This window comes from Bradyrhizobium sp. BRP20 (assembly GCF_020194215.1).
Lineage (GTDB): Bacteria > Pseudomonadota > Alphaproteobacteria > Rhizobiales > Xanthobacteraceae > Bradyrhizobium > Bradyrhizobium yuanmingense.
The window spans coordinates 1-15,921 of record NZ_JADYVY010000016.1 but is presented as its reverse complement, the minus strand read 5'-3'; the positions used below and the strand labels follow the sequence as shown (position 1 = coordinate 15,921).

At 61.0% G+C, this 15,921-nt stretch carries 16 protein-coding genes and 1 pseudogene; 9 read left to right on the top strand and 8 right to left on the bottom strand.

What is annotated here, in order from left to right; genetic code table 11:
* Positions 1-96 precede the first annotated feature (96 nt).
* Complete coding sequence (xseA, locus tag I6F33_RS29305) at positions 97-1,716, bottom strand: exodeoxyribonuclease VII large subunit (protein WP_225126863.1); 1,620 nt, start codon at positions 1,714-1,716, stop codon at positions 97-99.
* 169 nt (positions 1,717-1,885) lie between these two features.
* On the opposite strand from xseA, the gene I6F33_RS29300 reads away from it, so the two are divergent.
* From I6F33_RS29300 to I6F33_RS29290, 3 genes and pseudogenes are all read left to right on the top strand, one after another.
* Positions 1,886-2,689 carry an acetoacetate decarboxylase family protein gene (locus I6F33_RS29300; protein ID WP_225126862.1) on the top strand — a complete coding sequence of 268 codons (804 nt, stop codon included), beginning with the start codon at positions 1,886-1,888 and terminating at the stop codon, positions 2,687-2,689.
* Between the two features lie 150 nt (positions 2,690-2,839).
* Complete coding sequence (locus I6F33_RS29295) at positions 2,840-4,015, top strand: ABC transporter substrate-binding protein (protein ID WP_225144981.1); 1,176 nt, start codon at positions 2,840-2,842, stop codon at positions 4,013-4,015.
* Positions 4,012-4,762: pseudogene (locus tag I6F33_RS29290) on the top strand (SDR family NAD(P)-dependent oxidoreductase). Before I6F33_RS29295 ends, I6F33_RS29290 begins: the two are co-directional and overlap by 4 nt.
* Here I6F33_RS29290 and I6F33_RS29285 read toward each other — a convergent pair.
* The 4 genes from I6F33_RS29285 to I6F33_RS29270 all read right to left on the bottom strand — a co-directional run bounded on the left by I6F33_RS29285 (position 4,759) and on the right by I6F33_RS29270 (position 8,766).
* Positions 4,759-5,028, bottom strand: coding sequence for a nuclear transport factor 2 family protein (locus I6F33_RS29285; RefSeq protein WP_225144893.1), 270 nt, complete (start codon positions 5,026-5,028; stop codon positions 4,759-4,761). The pseudogene I6F33_RS29290 and the gene I6F33_RS29285 sit on opposite strands and share 4 nt — an antisense overlap.
* 379 nt (positions 5,029-5,407) lie before the next feature.
* On the bottom strand, positions 5,408-6,202 hold the full coding sequence (locus I6F33_RS29280; RefSeq protein ID WP_225144892.1) for a YsnF/AvaK domain-containing protein: 795 nt from the start codon (positions 6,200-6,202) through the stop codon (positions 5,408-5,410).
* 435 nt (positions 6,203-6,637) lie between these two features.
* Entirely contained in the window at positions 6,638-7,576 is a 939-nt protein-coding gene (locus I6F33_RS29275; protein WP_225144891.1) for a PhnA-like protein, read from the bottom strand.
* Positions 7,577-8,001: 425 nt separating this feature from the next.
* Complete coding sequence (locus I6F33_RS29270; RefSeq protein WP_225144890.1) at positions 8,002-8,766, bottom strand: IclR family transcriptional regulator; 765 nt, start codon at positions 8,764-8,766, stop codon at positions 8,002-8,004.
* A 422-nt stretch (positions 8,767-9,188) separates the two neighbouring features.
* Between I6F33_RS29270 and I6F33_RS29265 the strand changes: the two genes are divergently transcribed.
* The 6 genes from I6F33_RS29265 to I6F33_RS29240 all read left to right on the top strand — a co-directional run bounded on the left by I6F33_RS29265 (position 9,189) and on the right by I6F33_RS29240 (position 13,120).
* Complete coding sequence (locus I6F33_RS29265; protein WP_225144889.1) at positions 9,189-10,199, top strand: alpha/beta hydrolase; 1,011 nt, start codon at positions 9,189-9,191, stop codon at positions 10,197-10,199.
* Positions 10,200-10,201: 2 nt separating this feature from the next.
* A complete protein-coding gene (locus tag I6F33_RS29260; RefSeq protein ID WP_225144888.1) occupies positions 10,202-10,723 on the top strand; it encodes a DUF2306 domain-containing protein in 522 nt (173 codons plus the stop codon).
* Complete coding sequence (locus I6F33_RS29255) at positions 10,720-11,271, top strand: hypothetical protein (RefSeq protein ID WP_225144887.1); 552 nt, start codon at positions 10,720-10,722, stop codon at positions 11,269-11,271. Before I6F33_RS29260 ends, I6F33_RS29255 begins: the two co-directional genes overlap by 4 nt.
* A gap of 2 nt (positions 11,272-11,273) precedes the next feature.
* A complete protein-coding gene (locus I6F33_RS29250; protein WP_225144886.1) occupies positions 11,274-11,573 on the top strand; it encodes a transcriptional regulator in 300 nt (99 codons plus the stop codon).
* Between the two features lie 315 nt (positions 11,574-11,888).
* Positions 11,889-12,134 (top strand): hypothetical protein, encoded by a 246-nt coding sequence (locus I6F33_RS29245; RefSeq protein ID WP_225144885.1) that lies wholly within the window; start codon positions 11,889-11,891, stop codon positions 12,132-12,134.
* Between the two features lie 155 nt (positions 12,135-12,289).
* Positions 12,290-13,120 carry a hypothetical protein gene (locus I6F33_RS29240; protein WP_225144884.1) on the top strand — a complete coding sequence of 277 codons (831 nt, stop codon included), beginning with the start codon at positions 12,290-12,292 and terminating at the stop codon, positions 13,118-13,120.
* Between the two features lie 17 nt (positions 13,121-13,137).
* Here I6F33_RS29240 and I6F33_RS29235 read toward each other — a convergent pair whose 3' ends face one another.
* Genes I6F33_RS29235 through I6F33_RS29225 form a run of 3 tightly spaced genes read right to left on the bottom strand, consistent with a single transcriptional unit; the run spans position 13,138 to position 15,591 of the window.
* Complete coding sequence (locus tag I6F33_RS29235; RefSeq protein ID WP_225144883.1) at positions 13,138-14,208, bottom strand: PIN domain-containing protein; 1,071 nt, start codon at positions 14,206-14,208, stop codon at positions 13,138-13,140.
* Positions 14,209-14,261: 53 nt separating this feature from the next.
* On the bottom strand, positions 14,262-14,825 hold the full coding sequence (locus tag I6F33_RS29230) for a PIN domain-containing protein (RefSeq protein ID WP_225144882.1): 564 nt from the start codon (positions 14,823-14,825) through the stop codon (positions 14,262-14,264).
* A complete protein-coding gene (locus tag I6F33_RS29225) occupies positions 14,812-15,591 on the bottom strand; it encodes a hypothetical protein (protein WP_225144881.1) in 780 nt (259 codons plus the stop codon). The genes I6F33_RS29230 and I6F33_RS29225 overlap by 14 nt, the downstream gene beginning before the upstream one ends.
* Positions 15,592-15,921: the final 330 nt, after the last annotated feature.

Genomic DNA, 15,921 nt, shown 5'->3' with positions numbered 1-15,921 from the left:
CCCTTGCGACGAAGCAATCCAGAGTCCCTCCGCGGAAAGACTCTGGATTGCTTCGCTGCGCTCGCAATGACGCGGATAGAGCCCGTGCTCGCTCCCTCAGAACAAGCTGCCCTGATCCACCGGCTTGACCAATCGCCTCGGCGCCGGCTTCGTCTCCGCAGCCGGCTTCGGCTGCGCCGGTGCGCGCCTCTCCGCAGGTGCCGCGCGATCTGCATCCGCCGTTGCGCCGACGCGGCCGTCCGCGAACTCGATCTCGACCCGCGCGCCGGGGCCGATCGCATCAGCCGCATGCACGGGATGGCCGGCCTCGTCGCGCACCAGCGCAAAGCCGCGCGCGAGCACGCTGCGATAGGACAGCGCGGAGAGCAGCTTGCCGCTGTTCTCGACCCGCGCCTCCAGCCGGTGCAGCAGCGTGACGAGCGCACGCTCCGCCCGCTCAGTCAGACGATGCGTGCGCTCGCGCTGGCGGGCAATCGCATTGCGCTGCGCCTGCGCATTCGCAAGCTTTGAGGCGCGCAGGCGCACCTGCAAGCCCGCAAAGCGGTCGCGCCGCTGCCGCAGCAGCGAGCGCGTGGAGAGACCAAGCCGCTCGCCGCAAACGGTGAGGCGATGATCGGCCTGCGAGATCTGGCCGTGCAGCACCCGCAGCGTCAGCTTCGCGCTGGCCGCGGTGAACCTGCGGAAATGCGCATGCGTGTTGGCCTTGAGACAGCGGGGCAGGGACGCGCCTGCCGAATCCAGTCGCTGCCGCGGGATCGCCAGGAGATCGCCGGCCGCCGGCAGCGCGCGCGCGGCGGCGCGCAGCTCGCTGCGGCGGCTCTCCTGGGCGCGCTGCCAACAGGCGCGGGTGCGGCGCCCGAGATCGCCGACTTCGACGAACAGGTCGCTGCGCACCGGCACCGCCATCTCGGCCGCCGCCGTCGGCGTCGGCGCGCGCTTGTCGGCGACGAAATCGATCAGCGTGATGTCGGTCTCGTGCCCCACCGCCGAGATCAGCGGGATCATGCTCTCGGCGGCGGCGCGCACCACGATCTCCTCGTTGAACGACCAGAGGTCCTCCAGCGAGCCGCCGCCGCGCGCGACGATGAGCACATCGGGCCGCGGAATCCGGCCGCCCTCGGAGAGCGCGTTGAAGCCGCGGATCGCGGCCGCGACCTGCTCGGCCGAGCCGTCGCCCTGCACCTTGACCGGCCACACCAGCACGCGGCGGGGAAAACGGTCCTCCAGCCGATGCAGGATGTCGCGGATGACGGCGCCGGTCGGCGAGGTCACGACGCCGATCACCTCCGGCAGCCACGGCAGCAGCTGCTTGCGCGCCTCGTCAAACAGGCCCTCGGCGGCGAGCTTCTTTTTGCGCTCCTCCATCAGCGCCATCAGCGCGCCGATGCCGGCCGGCTCCAGCGCCTCGATCACGATCTGGTATTTCGAGGAGCCGGGATAGGTCGTCAGCTTGCCGGTGGCGATCACCTCGAGCCCCTCCTGGGGCTTGAAGCGCATCCGGCTGTGCACGCCCTTCCAGATCACCGCCTCGATCTTGGCGCTCTCGTCCTTGAGCGCGAAATAGCAATGGCCGGAGGAATGCGCCCCGCGGAAGCCGGAGATCTCGCCGCGGACGCGGACATGGCCGAAGGCGTCCTCGACCGTCCGCTTCAGGGACAGGGACAGTTCGGAGACGGTGAATTCAGGCGCGTTGAGCAGTTGTTCCGCAGGCGGCATAGCAAACGATTCGGCATTTCGGGGTCAGGCCCGACGTTAAGGATTTTCGCGCCGCAGCGCCAATCGATTCGGTAGACCCAAGGAACCGCAGCTTGGAAGGCAACTTGACTCGACCTAAATTTCATATATGAAATTTACAAATCATATATAAATCAGAGGAAGCGGCCCCATGGCTGTGGTCACCGATCCCGACGACCCGCGCGGACGCATGTTCGGGCAGTACCAGCTCAAGCCGAATAGCGGGGTCAATCCGCCCTATTCGCCGGCTTATCCGGTGGAGTGGGGCTGCACCTTGCGCACCGTCGAGATCATGACCCGTGTCGCGCCCGGCAAGGTCGCGACCTTGCTCGCAGAGACGCCGTTCGAGATCGCCAGCGACCGCGTGGCCTTTCGTTTCATGCGTTCGCCTGGCCATTCCCTCGCCGTGCACGCGGGCGAGATGTTCGACCTGATGATCTCGGTGCCCGTGCGCTACAAGGGGCTGTTCACCGAGACGCACATCTTCATGTATTGCAGCGATCCCATGGGGATCTGCGCCGGGCGCGAGGTGTTCGGCTACACCAAGAAGGATGCGCATTACGCGTTCGACGAGCATGCCGATGGATCGATCACTGGATGGGTCCGCCGCCGCGGCATTCCGCTCGCCGATTTCTCCTTCACGCCGGATCCGTCCGCGCCGGTCGTCCGCATCGTCGACGGCGATAAGCTGCCGGCCGGTGAGATCCATGTGCGCCGTCTGCCGCATCCCGAGCGGCTCGGCACGGCCTATGCGGACATCGCCTATCGCCGCACGCCGTTGAAATATTCCAAGCCGGTGCCGGGTCGCGCCGCGATGACGCTGCACGCCAGCGCGTACGATCCGATTGCCGAGCTCGAGCCGGAGATCCTCGGCGCGCATTTCATGGTGTCGGACGTCTATGGCGGCGGATTCGAGGTCGAGGATCGCAGGCTCGTCGAGCGCCTCACGCCCTGAACGATAAGATCAGCCTGCGTGCGATGTACATGCGGGCGGCGAAAATTGGGAAGAAACACGCACAAGGCAAAGGAGGGTCTGCCCATGGCAGCACGATTTCGAGTGAGCCGCCGCCGGCTGCTGGCTGGCGCCGGCGGATTGGCGTTGGGCATGACGGGGCTCGGTGCACGGGCACAAGAAGCAAAGCCGCTCCGCATCGGCGTGCTGACGGATATGTCCAGCCTCTATGCCGATGTCACCGGCCCGGGCTCGCTGCTGGCGGCAAAGATGGCGGTCGAGGATTTCCAGGCATCGTCTCCCAGGATGACCCGGCCGGTCGAGATCATCAGCGGCGACCACATGAACAAGGCCGATCTAGGCGCCAACATCGCGCGCGAATGGATCGACCGGCAAGGCGTCGATGTCATCGTCGATGCGCCGAATTCGGCCGTCGCCCTCGCGGTGCGCAACGTCGTGCAGCAGAACAACAAGACGCTGCTGGTCTCCGGCGCCTCCTCCTCGGACCTGACCGGCAAGTCCTGCTCGCCCAATCTCGTGCATTGGACCTACGACACTTACGCGCTCTCCTCGGGCGTCGCGCGCGCCGTGGTCGAGAGCGGCGGCAAGAGCTGGTTCCTGCTCACCGCCGACTACGCCTTCGGTCATGCCATGGAAGGCGACATCAAGAACGTCGTGCAGAAATTCGGCGGCAAGGTTCTCGGCGGCGTCCGCACGCCGATCAACACGCAGGATTTCTCATCCTTCCTGTTGCAGGCGCAAGCTTCGAAGGCGGAGATCATCGCCTTGATCAATGCCGGCGGCGATACCATCAGCTCCATCAAGCAGGCGGTCGAATTCGGCATTCCCCAAGGCGGCCAGCGCGTGGTGGCGACGGTGCTGTATCTCAGCGACGTGCATTCGCTCGGCTTGAAGATTGCGCAGGGGCTGCAGTTCACCGAAGCTTTCTATTGGGATCTGAATGACGATACGCGTGCCTGGACCAAGCGATTCGCGCCGCGCAACAACGGCCGCTATCCGACCGCGCTGCATGCGGGTGCCTACGCCACGACGCTACATTATCTGAAGGCCGTTGATGCGCTTGGCGCCTCCAGCGACGGCAAGGCCGTGGTCGAGCAGATGAAGAAGCTGCCGACCGATGATCCCCTGTTCGGCAAGGGCAGCGTGCGCGCCGACGGTCGCAAGCTGCACAACATGTATCTGTTCGAGGTGAAGACCCCCGGTGATTCCAAATACCCCTGGGACTATTACAAGCTGGTCAAGACCATCGCGCCGTCCGAGGCCTGGCGGCCGCTGGCGGATGGCGGCTGCGAGTTCCTGAAGTCGTGAGTGGCACTGATCGGCCGGTCGCGCTGGTCACGGGCGGCGGGGGCGATATCGGGCGCGCCATTGCGCTGAAGTTGGCGCAGATGAGCGCTGCGGTCGCGATCGTCGACCGCGACGAAGCGGCTGCACGCGCCACCGCACAGCTGGTCGAGAAGGCCGGGGCAAGGGCGCTCGCCATCCGCGCGGATGTCTCCCTCGCTCAGGATACGATCGCATTCGTAGAGGCGACCGAAGCACGTCTGGGGCCGATCGGCATCTTCGCCAACAACGCGGGCATCGAGGGCGTCGTCGCTCCTCTTCACGAATATCCCGACGAAACGTTCGATCAATTGCTGCAGGTGAACGTCAAGGGCGTTTTTCTCGGCCTCAAGCACGTGATCGCCAGGATGATGCGGGACGGGCGCGATCATCAACACCGCATCGACGTCCGCGATCCGCGGACGTGCAGGGCTCGCAGGCTACGTCGCCTCCAAGCACGCCGTGCTCGGACTGACGCGCACGGCAGCGCTCGATGTCGCCGGAACGAAGATCAGGGTCAACGCCGTTCTGCCCGGTCCGGTCGAGTCGCGCATGATCCGGGAGTTGGAAGGCCAGGCGCGCGAGGGCGCCATCACAATGCGTCGAAATGCTGCGAGCGCGCACGGACGACCGCAGGACGTCGCGAACATCGTTGCCTTCCTCGCATCCGACGAGGCTGCTCACGTGAACGGCGCGGCCTGGATCGTCGATGCCGGCATGACCGCCGGTTAGAGCGTGAGCGTCCATTTTGAAATGCCCGTGTTTGCCATCGTATCCGCAAAATGCTCGGCGTCGCCGTAGTGAACATCCGGCAAGCCTTCAAAGCGCGTCGCGAGCCCGTCTCGTACGTTGCGTTTGCCTTCGAAGCGGGAGCCCCAAGGCTTGCTTCCCCTCGGCATCTCCAAGATACAATCGTCAGCAAAGAACTCCATGATGGAATCCAAGTCGTGCGCGTTGAACGCGTCACCCGGCGCCGTCAATTTCCATCGGATGTCCATCCTTCCCTCCATCGAGTTCTCGGAAGGGATACAATAACATAAGGGCACACAGGTGAGTTGAAGGGCCGATTAGACGTTTGGTCGATGTCGCCTTCGGGTCATCAGCGCCGTTTGGAAGCTCGGCCGGTCGCTCCCGCTCTGTCCCAACCAACGTGTACGCCGCCTGAACCTCGCCTAAGGGCCACAAGCGGCGGTCGAAGTGAGCACGGCCCCCGCGTCCGATCTACCGTGCATGTGAGCCAACAGCTGTGAGGCCGATGAAGTGCTGGCGCTTTCGCTCTGACGCACGACTATTTTAATATCCGAGCAAGTGAGAGCGGCCCAAAGCCGCCCTCACTCGCCACTGCCGATCTTTGATGCCGGCGGTTGATCAGCTAGCTCAACGCTCAGTCTTGTCGATGTCGGCCCTGGTTTTCTTCACCGTATCAGCAACTCTCTCAGTGCGTTCGGCCGCTTCTTTGCGTACCACCAGTTCTTCACCGGCTCGAGTCTCCTTCTGGACTACGGGCTCCTCATGCAGCTCTCGCACCTCGTACTCCCGTTCCGTTGGTTGCCCTGTCGCAGCTCCCGTAGCTGGACGGCGCTCGATGACAGTTCGCTCATCGCGCAGTTGTACGTCCTTTTGTACAGGCTCCTCGACTACGTAAGTTCTTATATGCTTGACGGTTTCGGTGGCCCGTTTGCCCACCTTCAATTCTTCTTCCGGGAGAGGGATAACCTTCTCGGGTTCGTCGCCTTGAGAGTCATACCCTTCTTGCCTCACCGAGGGTCCTGACACTCCGCTTCCGACCGCTGTCGAGCCGCCCCCATTTTCTTCGTGGATCTCGACCGGATTGTACTCCTGCAGCACACCTTCGATGCGTTCGAGATCGGCCATGGTGGGAGCATCCACTAGCACCGACAATGCGGTGCCGCCCCTTTCCATGTGGCTTTCATACAGGCGGCGCTCGTCTGCCGGTACATCGCTTCCAAACAGCCAGTCCCAGAAACTTCCTCCATCCGAGCTTTCGCTTGCTCTTTCGCTGCTTGACTGTGATGGCTGATTGCTCAGCCTCACATGATCTGCTGGAACGCCTGAACCGACCACAGCACGGTACGCTTCCTCTGCATCGTTACGAGAGTTGTATACTGCTACCACGCATTGTCCTTGCATGTTTGCCTCCTCTATGGACATGCGCCCAACGTTAGAGACAACGCATCGTTCTTAATTTTTTTTCGCAAGGTTTGCGAAGCGCTCGCTATAGACGGGGCTGCCGGGCAACGACGCGAGCTTGGAGCTACCGCTCTTAGATTTGGACCGGCGGCGATGCGAGCATACTGTCGCGACAGGCTGCAAATCAGCTTATCGAACACTCACCTCGTCCTTAGTCCGACAAAACCCGGAGCGATTGCGTAACCATCCATGCCGCGAATGAAGCCACGGTCGCCAAAGACGATCGTTTGGAGCCGCTCGTCCGCGCGCGACCACCTTCCTGATCATCTGCCAGAGATGATGCATGATCAGGTCGCCTGCTTCAACGAACGAGGGACAAAGCGCTGAAGCGACGCCTTTCGGTGAGCTGACGAACTTGGTTGTTCGAGCTGAAGTCGATTTCTCGGGTCGTTGTTGTCATCGACGGGCGACTTGCGCCGACACTGTTGGATTCACGGCCCCGGCTTGCCCTGCAAAGAACGCGGCCAAGGCGCCCAGTAACAATGCCACTGCCGCGAACAATGCACCTTGTGAGACGCGCTTGGCAGCTGTATCCGCCGCCTGCTTTGCCTGCTCCTTCGTCTTGGCTACCGCTTCCTTATATTGCTGTTGGTACTGACTGATCTGCGCCTTTGCTTCGTCTTGAGATATATTCTGAGCCTTGGCTAGAGCCTCGGCCGCCTTGTCGTTAGCCGCTGCCTGCTGAGAAGCGTCACCCGTTAGCGCCGCGCGGACGGCTGTGGCCGCGGCATCACGAAGCGCGGCGGGATCTTGCCCTCCCGAGGCGCCTCTAACTTTGCTTTCGATGGCAGCCATCGGGTCGCTAACATTGTTCAGCGTAGGCGCTGCCGCTTGAACTGCGGTTTGGACCGACCCTCCGAGCGCTTTGCCCGCTCCGCCCAAAGCGGAAGATGCTGTGCTGAGAGCGCCACCAGCCAAGCCGGAAGCGGCGGAAGAAAGCAGATACATCACCGCCAGCGTTGAGACTGCCCATGACATTAATCCATGATAAGCCGTCGTTGAAGCAGACGCCTTGCCAGAAAGCCGACCGGCTATGTAGCCGCCCAGTGCCGCAGCCAGAATGCCGGAAACTATAAACCAGATACCTGCACCAACCGACATCGAGCTTGCGCTGGGCGTGCTACCTTCCCCAACGTCTACCGTGGATAAACCCACGCCAAGGCCGATCATGTTTAGAATAATCTGCATCACAAGCGCGATGGCTGCACCCGCGAAAACCGCGCCCCACGCAACCTGATTCAACATGATTGTGCGAATTTCGTCGGCGGGAACGACATCGCTCGTCTGAGGGGGCGTGCGGTGGCTTGAATGAACCATTTCGGGAGAGTTGGCCATGACGTTGATCCTTGAAGTCTGTTTGATGCCGCAACTTGCTTTTGCGTCCGACGTTCCTAAAATCGCAGACCTCAACTGCAAGCCCTTGCAGCACGGCCACTCAAATGCCCGCTAGCGTGCACCTCCGAACTGTCCCTCCGCCGAGTTCGAGCAGAGCGGCTCTCCGACTGGGGAAGTGAAGGCACAAGACTGCCCTGCTTCATTCACCTCCCAATGAGCGAAGCCGACCGTAGCAGGCAGGCGCAAATGTCCGCTCTGGTCAAAAGAGCCGGCTCGAACGACCCTGCGTCACTTCCGTTGTCCCCCCGATCAGCTGACCATATCTGAACCAAACCGAACTTCGCCATCGGGTCACAAGCTGCCGATCACGCCCAAAGGTCCGAGCTTCCGCTTTACTGGTAAGCCGACGTTTATGCGTCCACGTCCTAGGAGATGCCGCCGATCCTCTCGGAGACGATCCTGGCCGCGCTGCGCAGCTCCTCGGCGATGGTGCTGGCTTCTGCCGCGGGAATTTGATCCTGCCTCACCAGCGGCACGGTCATCGCGGCCACCGCGCGGCCGGAGGCTTCGATGATCGGGCAACTATAGGCAAGGATGCGGGTATAGCCATCGTCGTTGGAGAAGTTTCCTCCCTCCGCCGAAATGCGATCGAGCGCCGCAAGCGCCTTCTTGGTGCTGATCCGGTCATTGGTCGCGATGACTTGCGCCAGCTCCTGGCGCCGGCCCTCGAGCTGGAAGGCCGCCAGCACCTTTGCGGAGGCGTATTGCTGGGTGAGCGGAAACACCGCGCCGACCTTGACCGACCATCCCATCAGCCATTCCGGCTCTATCCTGGCGATCACCATGAACTGCTCGCCGTGCAGCACCGTGAGGTGACAGGACAATTGCACGCGCGAGGCGAGCTGCTCCATCACCGGCAGCGCCGCCTTCAGCAGCCGCTCGGTCGGCGGGAATTGCGAGGCGATCCGGAACAGCTTCAGCGTCAGCGTGTATTCTCCGGTCGCCGGGTCGCGCGCGACATAGCCCCGCCGCTCCAGCGCCACCAGCATCCGGAAGATCTCGCTGACGGAGCGCCCCACGCGTTCGGCAAGCTGCTTCTGGCTCATTCCGCGTGCGGAGCCCGCCAGCGCCTCCAGAAGGTCCAGCCCCTTTTCCAGGGCGGGCGCGCCCGGCTGCAGCTTTTCAGTCATTCTTTGGGCCTTGTTGGATCAGCGCCCGCGAGCACACGGGGAAATGCAATTCCCGTGTAGCCGATCGCTTGCATGGCGAAAAGTCATTCGCCAGCAAGCGCCTAGCCGACCCCGACGAGATCATCCACCAGCCGCCGCATCTGAAGATCATGTCCGCCCTCACCGTGCTGCCAGCAGCGTGAGGTCTCGCCCGGAGACATTCTCCGACATCCTTCGATTGCAATCTGCGCGCGCAGATCGAGACGCCGGCGAGGGCGGGCTACGTCTCCGTCGAGAAAGCCTTCAGTAAGAAGCCGCAGACACGGTGGCAGCCACGGCTGCTGACAGGAGCGTTTGCTCCGATACCGCCGCCAATGCTGGAATTGACGGAAAGAGTACTCTGTATTATAGAGTTCTCTGAAGTCCGGCTGGAAGGGGCGATCATGGCGACGCAATTGCTGCGGGGTGCGCTGAGCTTGCTGAAATGGGGCCTCTGCGCGGTCGGCGCCGTGGCGCTGCTTCTGACCGCCATGATCGCGACGCCGCTGCAGCGGCCGAGCGAGCTGCGCTCGGTCTCGGAGTCCGCCAAGGGCATCGACTGGTCCACGCTTCCGCCGCTCGAGCGCTTCCAGGCCCGCGACGGCACCTGGCTCGGTTTCCGGCACTACGCGCCGAAGGGGACCGCCACCGATCGCGGCGCGATCTTCATCCACGGCTCCTCCGCCTCCTCGGCCACGGTCAATCACGCGCTGACCGCGGCGCTCGCAGCCCGCGGCGTCGAGACCTGGGCGCTCGACATCCGTGGCCATGGCGGCTCCGGCACACGCGGCGACATCTCCTATGTCGGCCAGCTCGAGGACGACCTCATCGACTTCGTCGCGCATGTCCGCAAAAGTGCCCCGGACCTGAAGCTCACCCTGGTCGGCCATTCCGCCGGCGCCGGCTTCTCGCTGCGCGTGGCCGCGACGCCGATCGTGCAGGACATGTTCGTGCGCACCGTGCTGGTTGCGCCCTATCTCGGCTATGACGCGCCGACCAACAAGCCGAATTCCGGCGGCTGGGCCAATCCCGACATTCCACGCTTGCTGGGCCTTGCGGCGCTGCGCAAGCTCGGCATCGATTGCTGCTCGCAGCTTCCGGTGCTCGCCTTCGCCGTGCCGCCGAACTCGGAGCGGATTTTGACGGCGACCTATTCCGACCGCCTGATGCGCAACTTTGCGACGCGCGGCTATCGCCTCGATCTGCCGGGCGTAACGCACCCGATGACGATCTTCGGCGGCGCAGAGGACGAGATGATGATCTCGGACAAATATGCCGACACCGTGCAGGCGGTGAAGCCGTCGATCGACGTGAAGATCATCGATGGCGTCAACCACATGGGCATGGTGACAAATCCAAAGGCGGTGAATGCGATCGCCGAGGACGTGGCAACGCGCGGCGCACTGGGGAGCTGATCATGATAGCGCATTTGACCCCCGCCGGTGCGATCCACGTGGTGCTGGCGCTGATGTGTCTCGTTGCCGGGCTCATTCAGTTTCTGCGGCCGAAGCGCGGTGCCGGCCATCGCGCGCGCGGATACTTCTATGTCTACGCGATGCTGGCCTCCGACGCCGCAACCTTGCTGCTCTACGGGTTCACCGGTCATTTCAACGCGTTCCATGTCGCCGCAATCGTGAACTTCACCCTGATCGTCCTGGCCATCGTGCCGCTGCTGCGAACGCCGCGACCTTCGAACTGGCGAAGGGCTCACTATAATTTCATCGCCTGGTCCTATGTCTCTCCCGTGTCGGCGGCGATCACGAACATCGCGTCGCGATTGCTGCCCGTGACGACGCGGGAGCAGGTCGCATTGATTGCACTCGCCGCGTCGCTTGCGACGATGATGGTCGCCTATATTCTGATCCGGAAGCATCAGCCTCCAGCGGATGCACCAGCGATGTCCACCGGGTTGGTCGAACGGAGCGGAGCGTCATCGTGATCGACAGCAAGCAGGCCTCCGAAGCGCTGACCGATATCGAGGACACCGTCCGCCGTGTGCGGCAGTCGCGGATCTACGAGGTCTCCAGTCTCGCCCTGCTGATGTGGGGCGTGCTGGCGTTCGTCGGCAACATCTCGGGCTGGCTCTGGCCGCGCCACGGGCTCTACATCTGGTTCGCAGTGTACGGGGTGTCGGCCGTAGGCCTGATCGCGCTCGGCGCCTATCACCGCGCGAAGAGCCGCATTCGCGTGTTCGACGGGCGCTATTTTCTGACATTTCTGCTGATCGCCGCCTTTGGCATCTTTGTCTGCTATTTCGGTCAGTTCACGCCCCGCCAGCAGACGGCGTTCTGGCCGATCTACATCATGCTGTTCTACATGATGGCAGGCGTCTGGTTCGGCTATGCTTTCCTGATCATCGGCGCCGCCATCGTTGCGCTGACGCTGATCGGCTATTTCTACATCCCGGGTCCATCGCTGCTGTTGTGGATGGCCGTCGTCAACGGCGGCGGGCTGACCCTCGGCGGGCTCTGGATGCGGCGGAGCTAGCAATGGCCGAACTCGACGACATCATCCATCAGCCGCTGCGGCTGAAGATCATGGCCGCGCTGAACGCGCTGCCTGCGGAGGTGGGGCTCGAATTCGTCCGCCTGAAGAAGCTCACCGGTGCCACCGACGGCAATCTCGGGGCGCATATCGAGACGCTGGCGAAGGCCGGTTACGTCTCGGTGGAGAAGGCGTTCGTGGGGAAGAAGCCGCAGACCACGGTGACAGCGACAGCTGCGGGGCGAGGCGCCTTCGCGCGGCATGTGGCGACGCTGCAGGAGATTATTGCGGGGAGGCAGGGGTGACTCGTAGCAACCATTTAGTCTTGGCCGTATTTTCCAGCCGCGGGTTACCTCTGCCGACGACGGTGTTGATGTAGATGAGAGCTTCCTGGCGCAGGCGATGAGGGCGGTGGCCCAGATGCAGTTAAAGTCGTGATGTACCTTCAGTCACCAGATCAGTTTACCGGTGAGGCATCTTGAAACCGTGGGTAGTCCAGGTAGGATGGTGTCGCGGGCGTATTTGACGTCGAGTTGATTTCTTTATGTATGATGTATGGCTACGTGATGGCGCTAATCCGCCGCCATGTCAGAGCGGCCACAAGAAAATCCAGGTGGAGCATGGAAATCCTCGATCTCAAGTTCGCAGGTGTACCGATTTGGCTGCTTCTTCTGATCGGATGCATCTTTTACAACGGACGCTACGCATACCGCGAGTGGCTCAAGGATCGGGAAACCGCGCGGGAGCTAGACGAGGCACAGCACCAATTCAAAGCCGAGCACGAATGGAGACCGCGCATCGCTGGCGGCATTGACTGCGGCGAATGGGTGCGGAAGGACGGACGCCCCTTCGGTGCTGAAGATTGAGCTGAGGAGCTATCGACGCGATGCCGGCTCGATGGATCATCGTCCTAGTACTCATACTTACTCCTCTTACTGTACGCGCGGGCAATTCAGATATCGAGCATCGTTGCACGGTAATGTACCCGAGCATGACGCAGTACTTCGCGTGGAAGGACTGCGTGAAGACTCAAACAGAATATGAAGAAAGAGACGCAATCAGACGCCAAGCTGAGGAGCGCAAGCGCGCAAACGAAGAGGCGGCCAGACCGTGCATAGCGGGGGACATTCCACGCATGGAGAGCTTGGCCTTCAAAGTAAAGGCTGCGGTTTTGCCAGATGTGCCCTTGGAGGAGGTTAGGGCGGCAGTCGGACTTACCCTCGGCAAGGTGGGCGATATAGAGATCCCGGACGACGATATAAAAGAGCGCGTGCTCATCACGACAATCCCCACGCAGTGCAGATCTGATTTTCATTTTTTGGTGAATGTCCGGGAGGGCAGGGATAAGAAGATTCGTTGGCTCAGAGTCTCGGCGGAGAATGCTCCAGCAGGCTATCACCCTAAGCTGCAAAGTGAATTAGGGAGAGAGTTTGAGGCCGAACGCGAGCAACAGCGCATTCAAGCTGCGCAAAAAAAGAACGAAGAGGAATTTAGGGCGCACTTCGCTGAACTCAATGAGAGCCGCCAAGACCTCCTTCAGAGCGTCAAGGTCAGCGACGTGAGATCGCTCTGTGACACGAAATCGTGTGCCACCCGAACGCTTGAGTTCAAGATAACCAATGTCTCGAAGCGTCCAGTGGTCGACGTTTCTTTCGGTTGGATGTTCCTGCCATCCAAGTTCGCCGAGTGCCCTAGCGAACTCGCAACAAACGAGCGCGGGATTGGGTTGGTACTTCAGCCAGGGCAAACAGAAAAGAAGACAATCTATGTCTTCAATGCGCCTGAAACTCGCGAAGCAAGATTGTGCTTGAAGGTGACCAACCTTCGGCGGCCATACAGCTGGGAGCGCTAGGATCGCGCGGCAGCATTCTAAAATCGACGACGATGGGCGTTGCTAATTGCCTCAATGTCGCCCGCTTCAACTTCAATGTCAGAATTCACATACACCGATTCAATTTCGGCATCTTTCGGACTTGATGAGTCGAAACGAACGACGACGATAGGATATAAGTGTTGGTATACGGGCTCGGCCTCATAAAGTGTGTAACTGGGATCATAGTCTTCGTATCCGTATCGTCCGCCGACCTCGATGGTGAATTCGATGTCAAGGCAGATTTCAACCTCAATCTCGCATTCAAAGACGTTCTGATCTTGGGAAATGACATTTAAGTGGATGATACGCAGGTCCGTCGCGGCGTTGACGGTCCCCGACACACTATCGATGTTGTCCGCCCCGTACAGCTTTGTAACCTTGACCTTACTTCCCTTTAGTTCGTCCGACAGACTCGACGCAAGATGTTCACTTTCAGCGAGAAACTTTAGCAGATCGTCATGAACCTGCTTAGTAACCGTTGCCATTGAGATCACATCAGCAAGCCGCTCGATGTGGATTAAATCGCCGCCTTCGCCGCAAGCGGCTTTCATGTCGGGGTCGCCGGAAATCACGTAAACCTTTGTGCGGTGATCCGCTCCCCATTTGCGCAGCGATGTAAGGACGACCGCGTCGGGGAATTCTGACTTTTTGCCTCCACTAAATGGTGGCGTTTGCGCAAAGTAGCCCTCGAAAAGTTCTTCAAGGTCAGCCCGCAGGAGGACTTCGCGCGCCTTGATTTCTACAAGGAACTTCTCAAACAAGGCTTCCAGTGCGGCCGCAGCGCTCGGCGCATTGACTGCTTCCGTCGCAACAGAGCCTCCTAAATGGCCAAGTATGATTTCGTGCTTTTTTAAAGATTTTGCTGCGTTGTCCAACGCCTCTTGTTGCTTTCGCACTACCTCCCTTCTTGTGATGCTCGTCGTCAAGACCCGCAGATGACCAGCTTTGACGAGTTCTTTAAGTCGAGAGAATGCGAGGGAATTCCAATCAAACTTTTCTCGAACAAAAGTTTCCGTGTCGATAAAGATAACATCGGTGTCGAGCTGTGCTCCGCCGCTATCGGTCATGCATCTGAGTCTCGGTAATGCTCTTCTATGAATAATGAACGATGACGACCGCGTCAGCCTTCATCGCTGGAGGCTGCTTCTATGTTGGCGGTGGGCTCCAGCAAAAAGTCGAGTTGATCCTTCTCGGGCGGCAGAGGCAGGTCGGACAATCGGATGACCTTGATCTTCGCTTGTTCGCCCAGAGTCGCGACGTCTTCATCATCGGAATAGATTTCTGTCGCACCATGGACCTTCGCGATGGCGACGATCTGACGATCAAACTTCACCTTTTGCCACGGTGCCGTGGACTTGCCCTTTTTGTTGCCACCAGCGAGCGCGGCGCGCGACATTGCTGAGGCTTCCAGCGCTGCGCGCGTGTCGAATGGCTCGATGCTGAACACCGCGTGCTTCTGCAACTCCTCGACGATCTGCAACGAAGCGGCGGCTCCCGCCTTAACGAGGGCCTCGCTAAGCGCGGGCGTCGGAATGATGATCCGCGCTTTCGCCTTGCTCAGTCGATGCACCAAGTAGTCGATGCGCTCTTTCGCGCGATCTACCGGTTTGCCATTGAAGCCACCCGGCACAGGAGTATCTGGCCGCAGCAGAAGCAGCAGATTGGTGGAATCAATGACCACCATTCTTGCCGCTCCCCGGTCCCTTCCGTCCTTTGATTAACTCGCCGTAGGCGTCGTCGCCCCACTCCGTTGGGATGTCGCGAAGACTCGCGAGGGCTTCGGTAAGGGGGCTGTCCTGAAGCGGCTCGAAGCTCTCGATTCGGAAGTGTTCAAGCGTCCACTCGCCATCGGCGTCCCGTACCCAGCGGCCTTTTCCAAAGAGCCGCACCGGTTCAAACAGTTTTGCTCCGAGCTGCTTTGCAACGGCCCGCGTAGTCTCGCAGCCGCTGATCTGCCGCCCTTCGGATTGAAGTGTTACATGGATCGTCGCATCCTTGCCACGCACCCCGGTGACGAAGCCGTCAATCGACCCCTGCTGACGAACGGTGAACTTTTCCTCAGTCAGATCGCGGCCCGGAAAGCGAATGACAACCGCGCCACGAGGCGCAGCGTCTCGCAACACGCCGACAGCGTTGTCCGCCCTCAGAAGTGTATTCAATGCGTTGAAAGCCCGCAGCGCTTCAGCGCTCGCGTCCCCCGATCTCACCGCCACCATCCGGTCGTGAACCTTGGGCGCAGCTTCTCGGTCAACGCGCGCGTTCAGGATGGTGCTGCCTTTGGTGAGACCCCGAAAGTGAACGGCATCGCGCTCGCCAAGCAGGATCGCCAGTTCGTTCATGTACTGGGCGAGGCGAGCCATTGGAATCGTCGCCGGGGTGTAGGCGTCGATTTTGAACTTGTAGTGCTCGGTGCCGTCAACGCGGCTTTTGCGCTTGCGAGGCGTGGCCATTGGGGAACTCAGAAGGACCGTATAGAACCCAGTAAAACAGAACGGCCCTAACAATACCACCAACGCGCGCACCGACTTTGGGCGGTCATCCCTCTGTTGATGCTCCCCTGAGCGGTGAGAGATGAGGCTCAGTTTTTGAGGCATCTACAGCCAATTCTGAAGGCTAACGCGAGCGAGGCACAATAGCGGACAGTGTGCCGCCAATTCGTTGATTCTACGAGCAAATGCTCAAACTCGCTTCTCCGTTGAGGGGAGAACTGAAGGCGGCTCGCTGCGCGCCCCGGAATGACGGGAGAGTCTGGTCTGCCCCCCTTGAGCCCCACCCCGATT

Bases quoted from the DNA above. Each gene is read 5' to 3' on its own strand.
- I6F33_RS29285 (WP_225144893.1), bottom strand. From the start codon at position 5,028: ATGGACATCCGATGGAAATTGACGGCGCCGGGTGACGCGTTCAACGCG.
- I6F33_RS29280 (WP_225144892.1), bottom strand. From the start codon at position 6,202: ATGTCCATAGAGGAGGCAAACATGCAAGGACAATGCGTGGTAGCAGTA.
- I6F33_RS29275 (WP_225144891.1), bottom strand. From the start codon at position 7,576: ATGGCCAACTCTCCCGAAATGGTTCATTCAAGCCACCGCACGCCCCCT.
- I6F33_RS29245 (WP_225144885.1), top strand. From the start codon at position 11,889: ATGGAAATCCTCGATCTCAAGTTCGCAGGTGTACCGATTTGGCTGCTT.
- I6F33_RS29230 (WP_225144882.1), bottom strand. From the start codon at position 14,825: ATGGTGGTCATTGATTCCACCAATCTGCTGCTTCTGCTGCGGCCAGAT.
- I6F33_RS29225 (WP_225144881.1), bottom strand. From the start codon at position 15,591: ATGGCCACGCCTCGCAAGCGCAAAAGCCGCGTTGACGGCACCGAGCAC.
- I6F33_RS29270 (WP_225144890.1), bottom strand. From the start codon at position 8,766: ATGACTGAAAAGCTGCAGCCGGGCGCGCCCGCCCTGGAAAAGGGGCTG.
- I6F33_RS29250 (WP_225144886.1), top strand. From the start codon at position 11,274: ATGGCCGAACTCGACGACATCATCCATCAGCCGCTGCGGCTGAAGATC.
- I6F33_RS29235 (WP_225144883.1), bottom strand. From the start codon at position 14,208: ATGACCGATAGCGGCGGAGCACAGCTCGACACCGATGTTATCTTTATC.
- xseA (WP_225126863.1), bottom strand. From the start codon at position 1,716: ATGCCGCCTGCGGAACAACTGCTCAACGCGCCTGAATTCACCGTCTCC.
- I6F33_RS29260 (WP_225144888.1), top strand. From the start codon at position 10,202: ATGATAGCGCATTTGACCCCCGCCGGTGCGATCCACGTGGTGCTGGCG.
- I6F33_RS29265 (WP_225144889.1), top strand. From the start codon at position 9,189: ATGGCGACGCAATTGCTGCGGGGTGCGCTGAGCTTGCTGAAATGGGGC.
- I6F33_RS29295 (WP_225144981.1), top strand. From the start codon at position 2,840: ATGACGGGGCTCGGTGCACGGGCACAAGAAGCAAAGCCGCTCCGCATC.
- I6F33_RS29300 (WP_225126862.1), top strand. From the start codon at position 1,886: ATGGCTGTGGTCACCGATCCCGACGACCCGCGCGGACGCATGTTCGGG.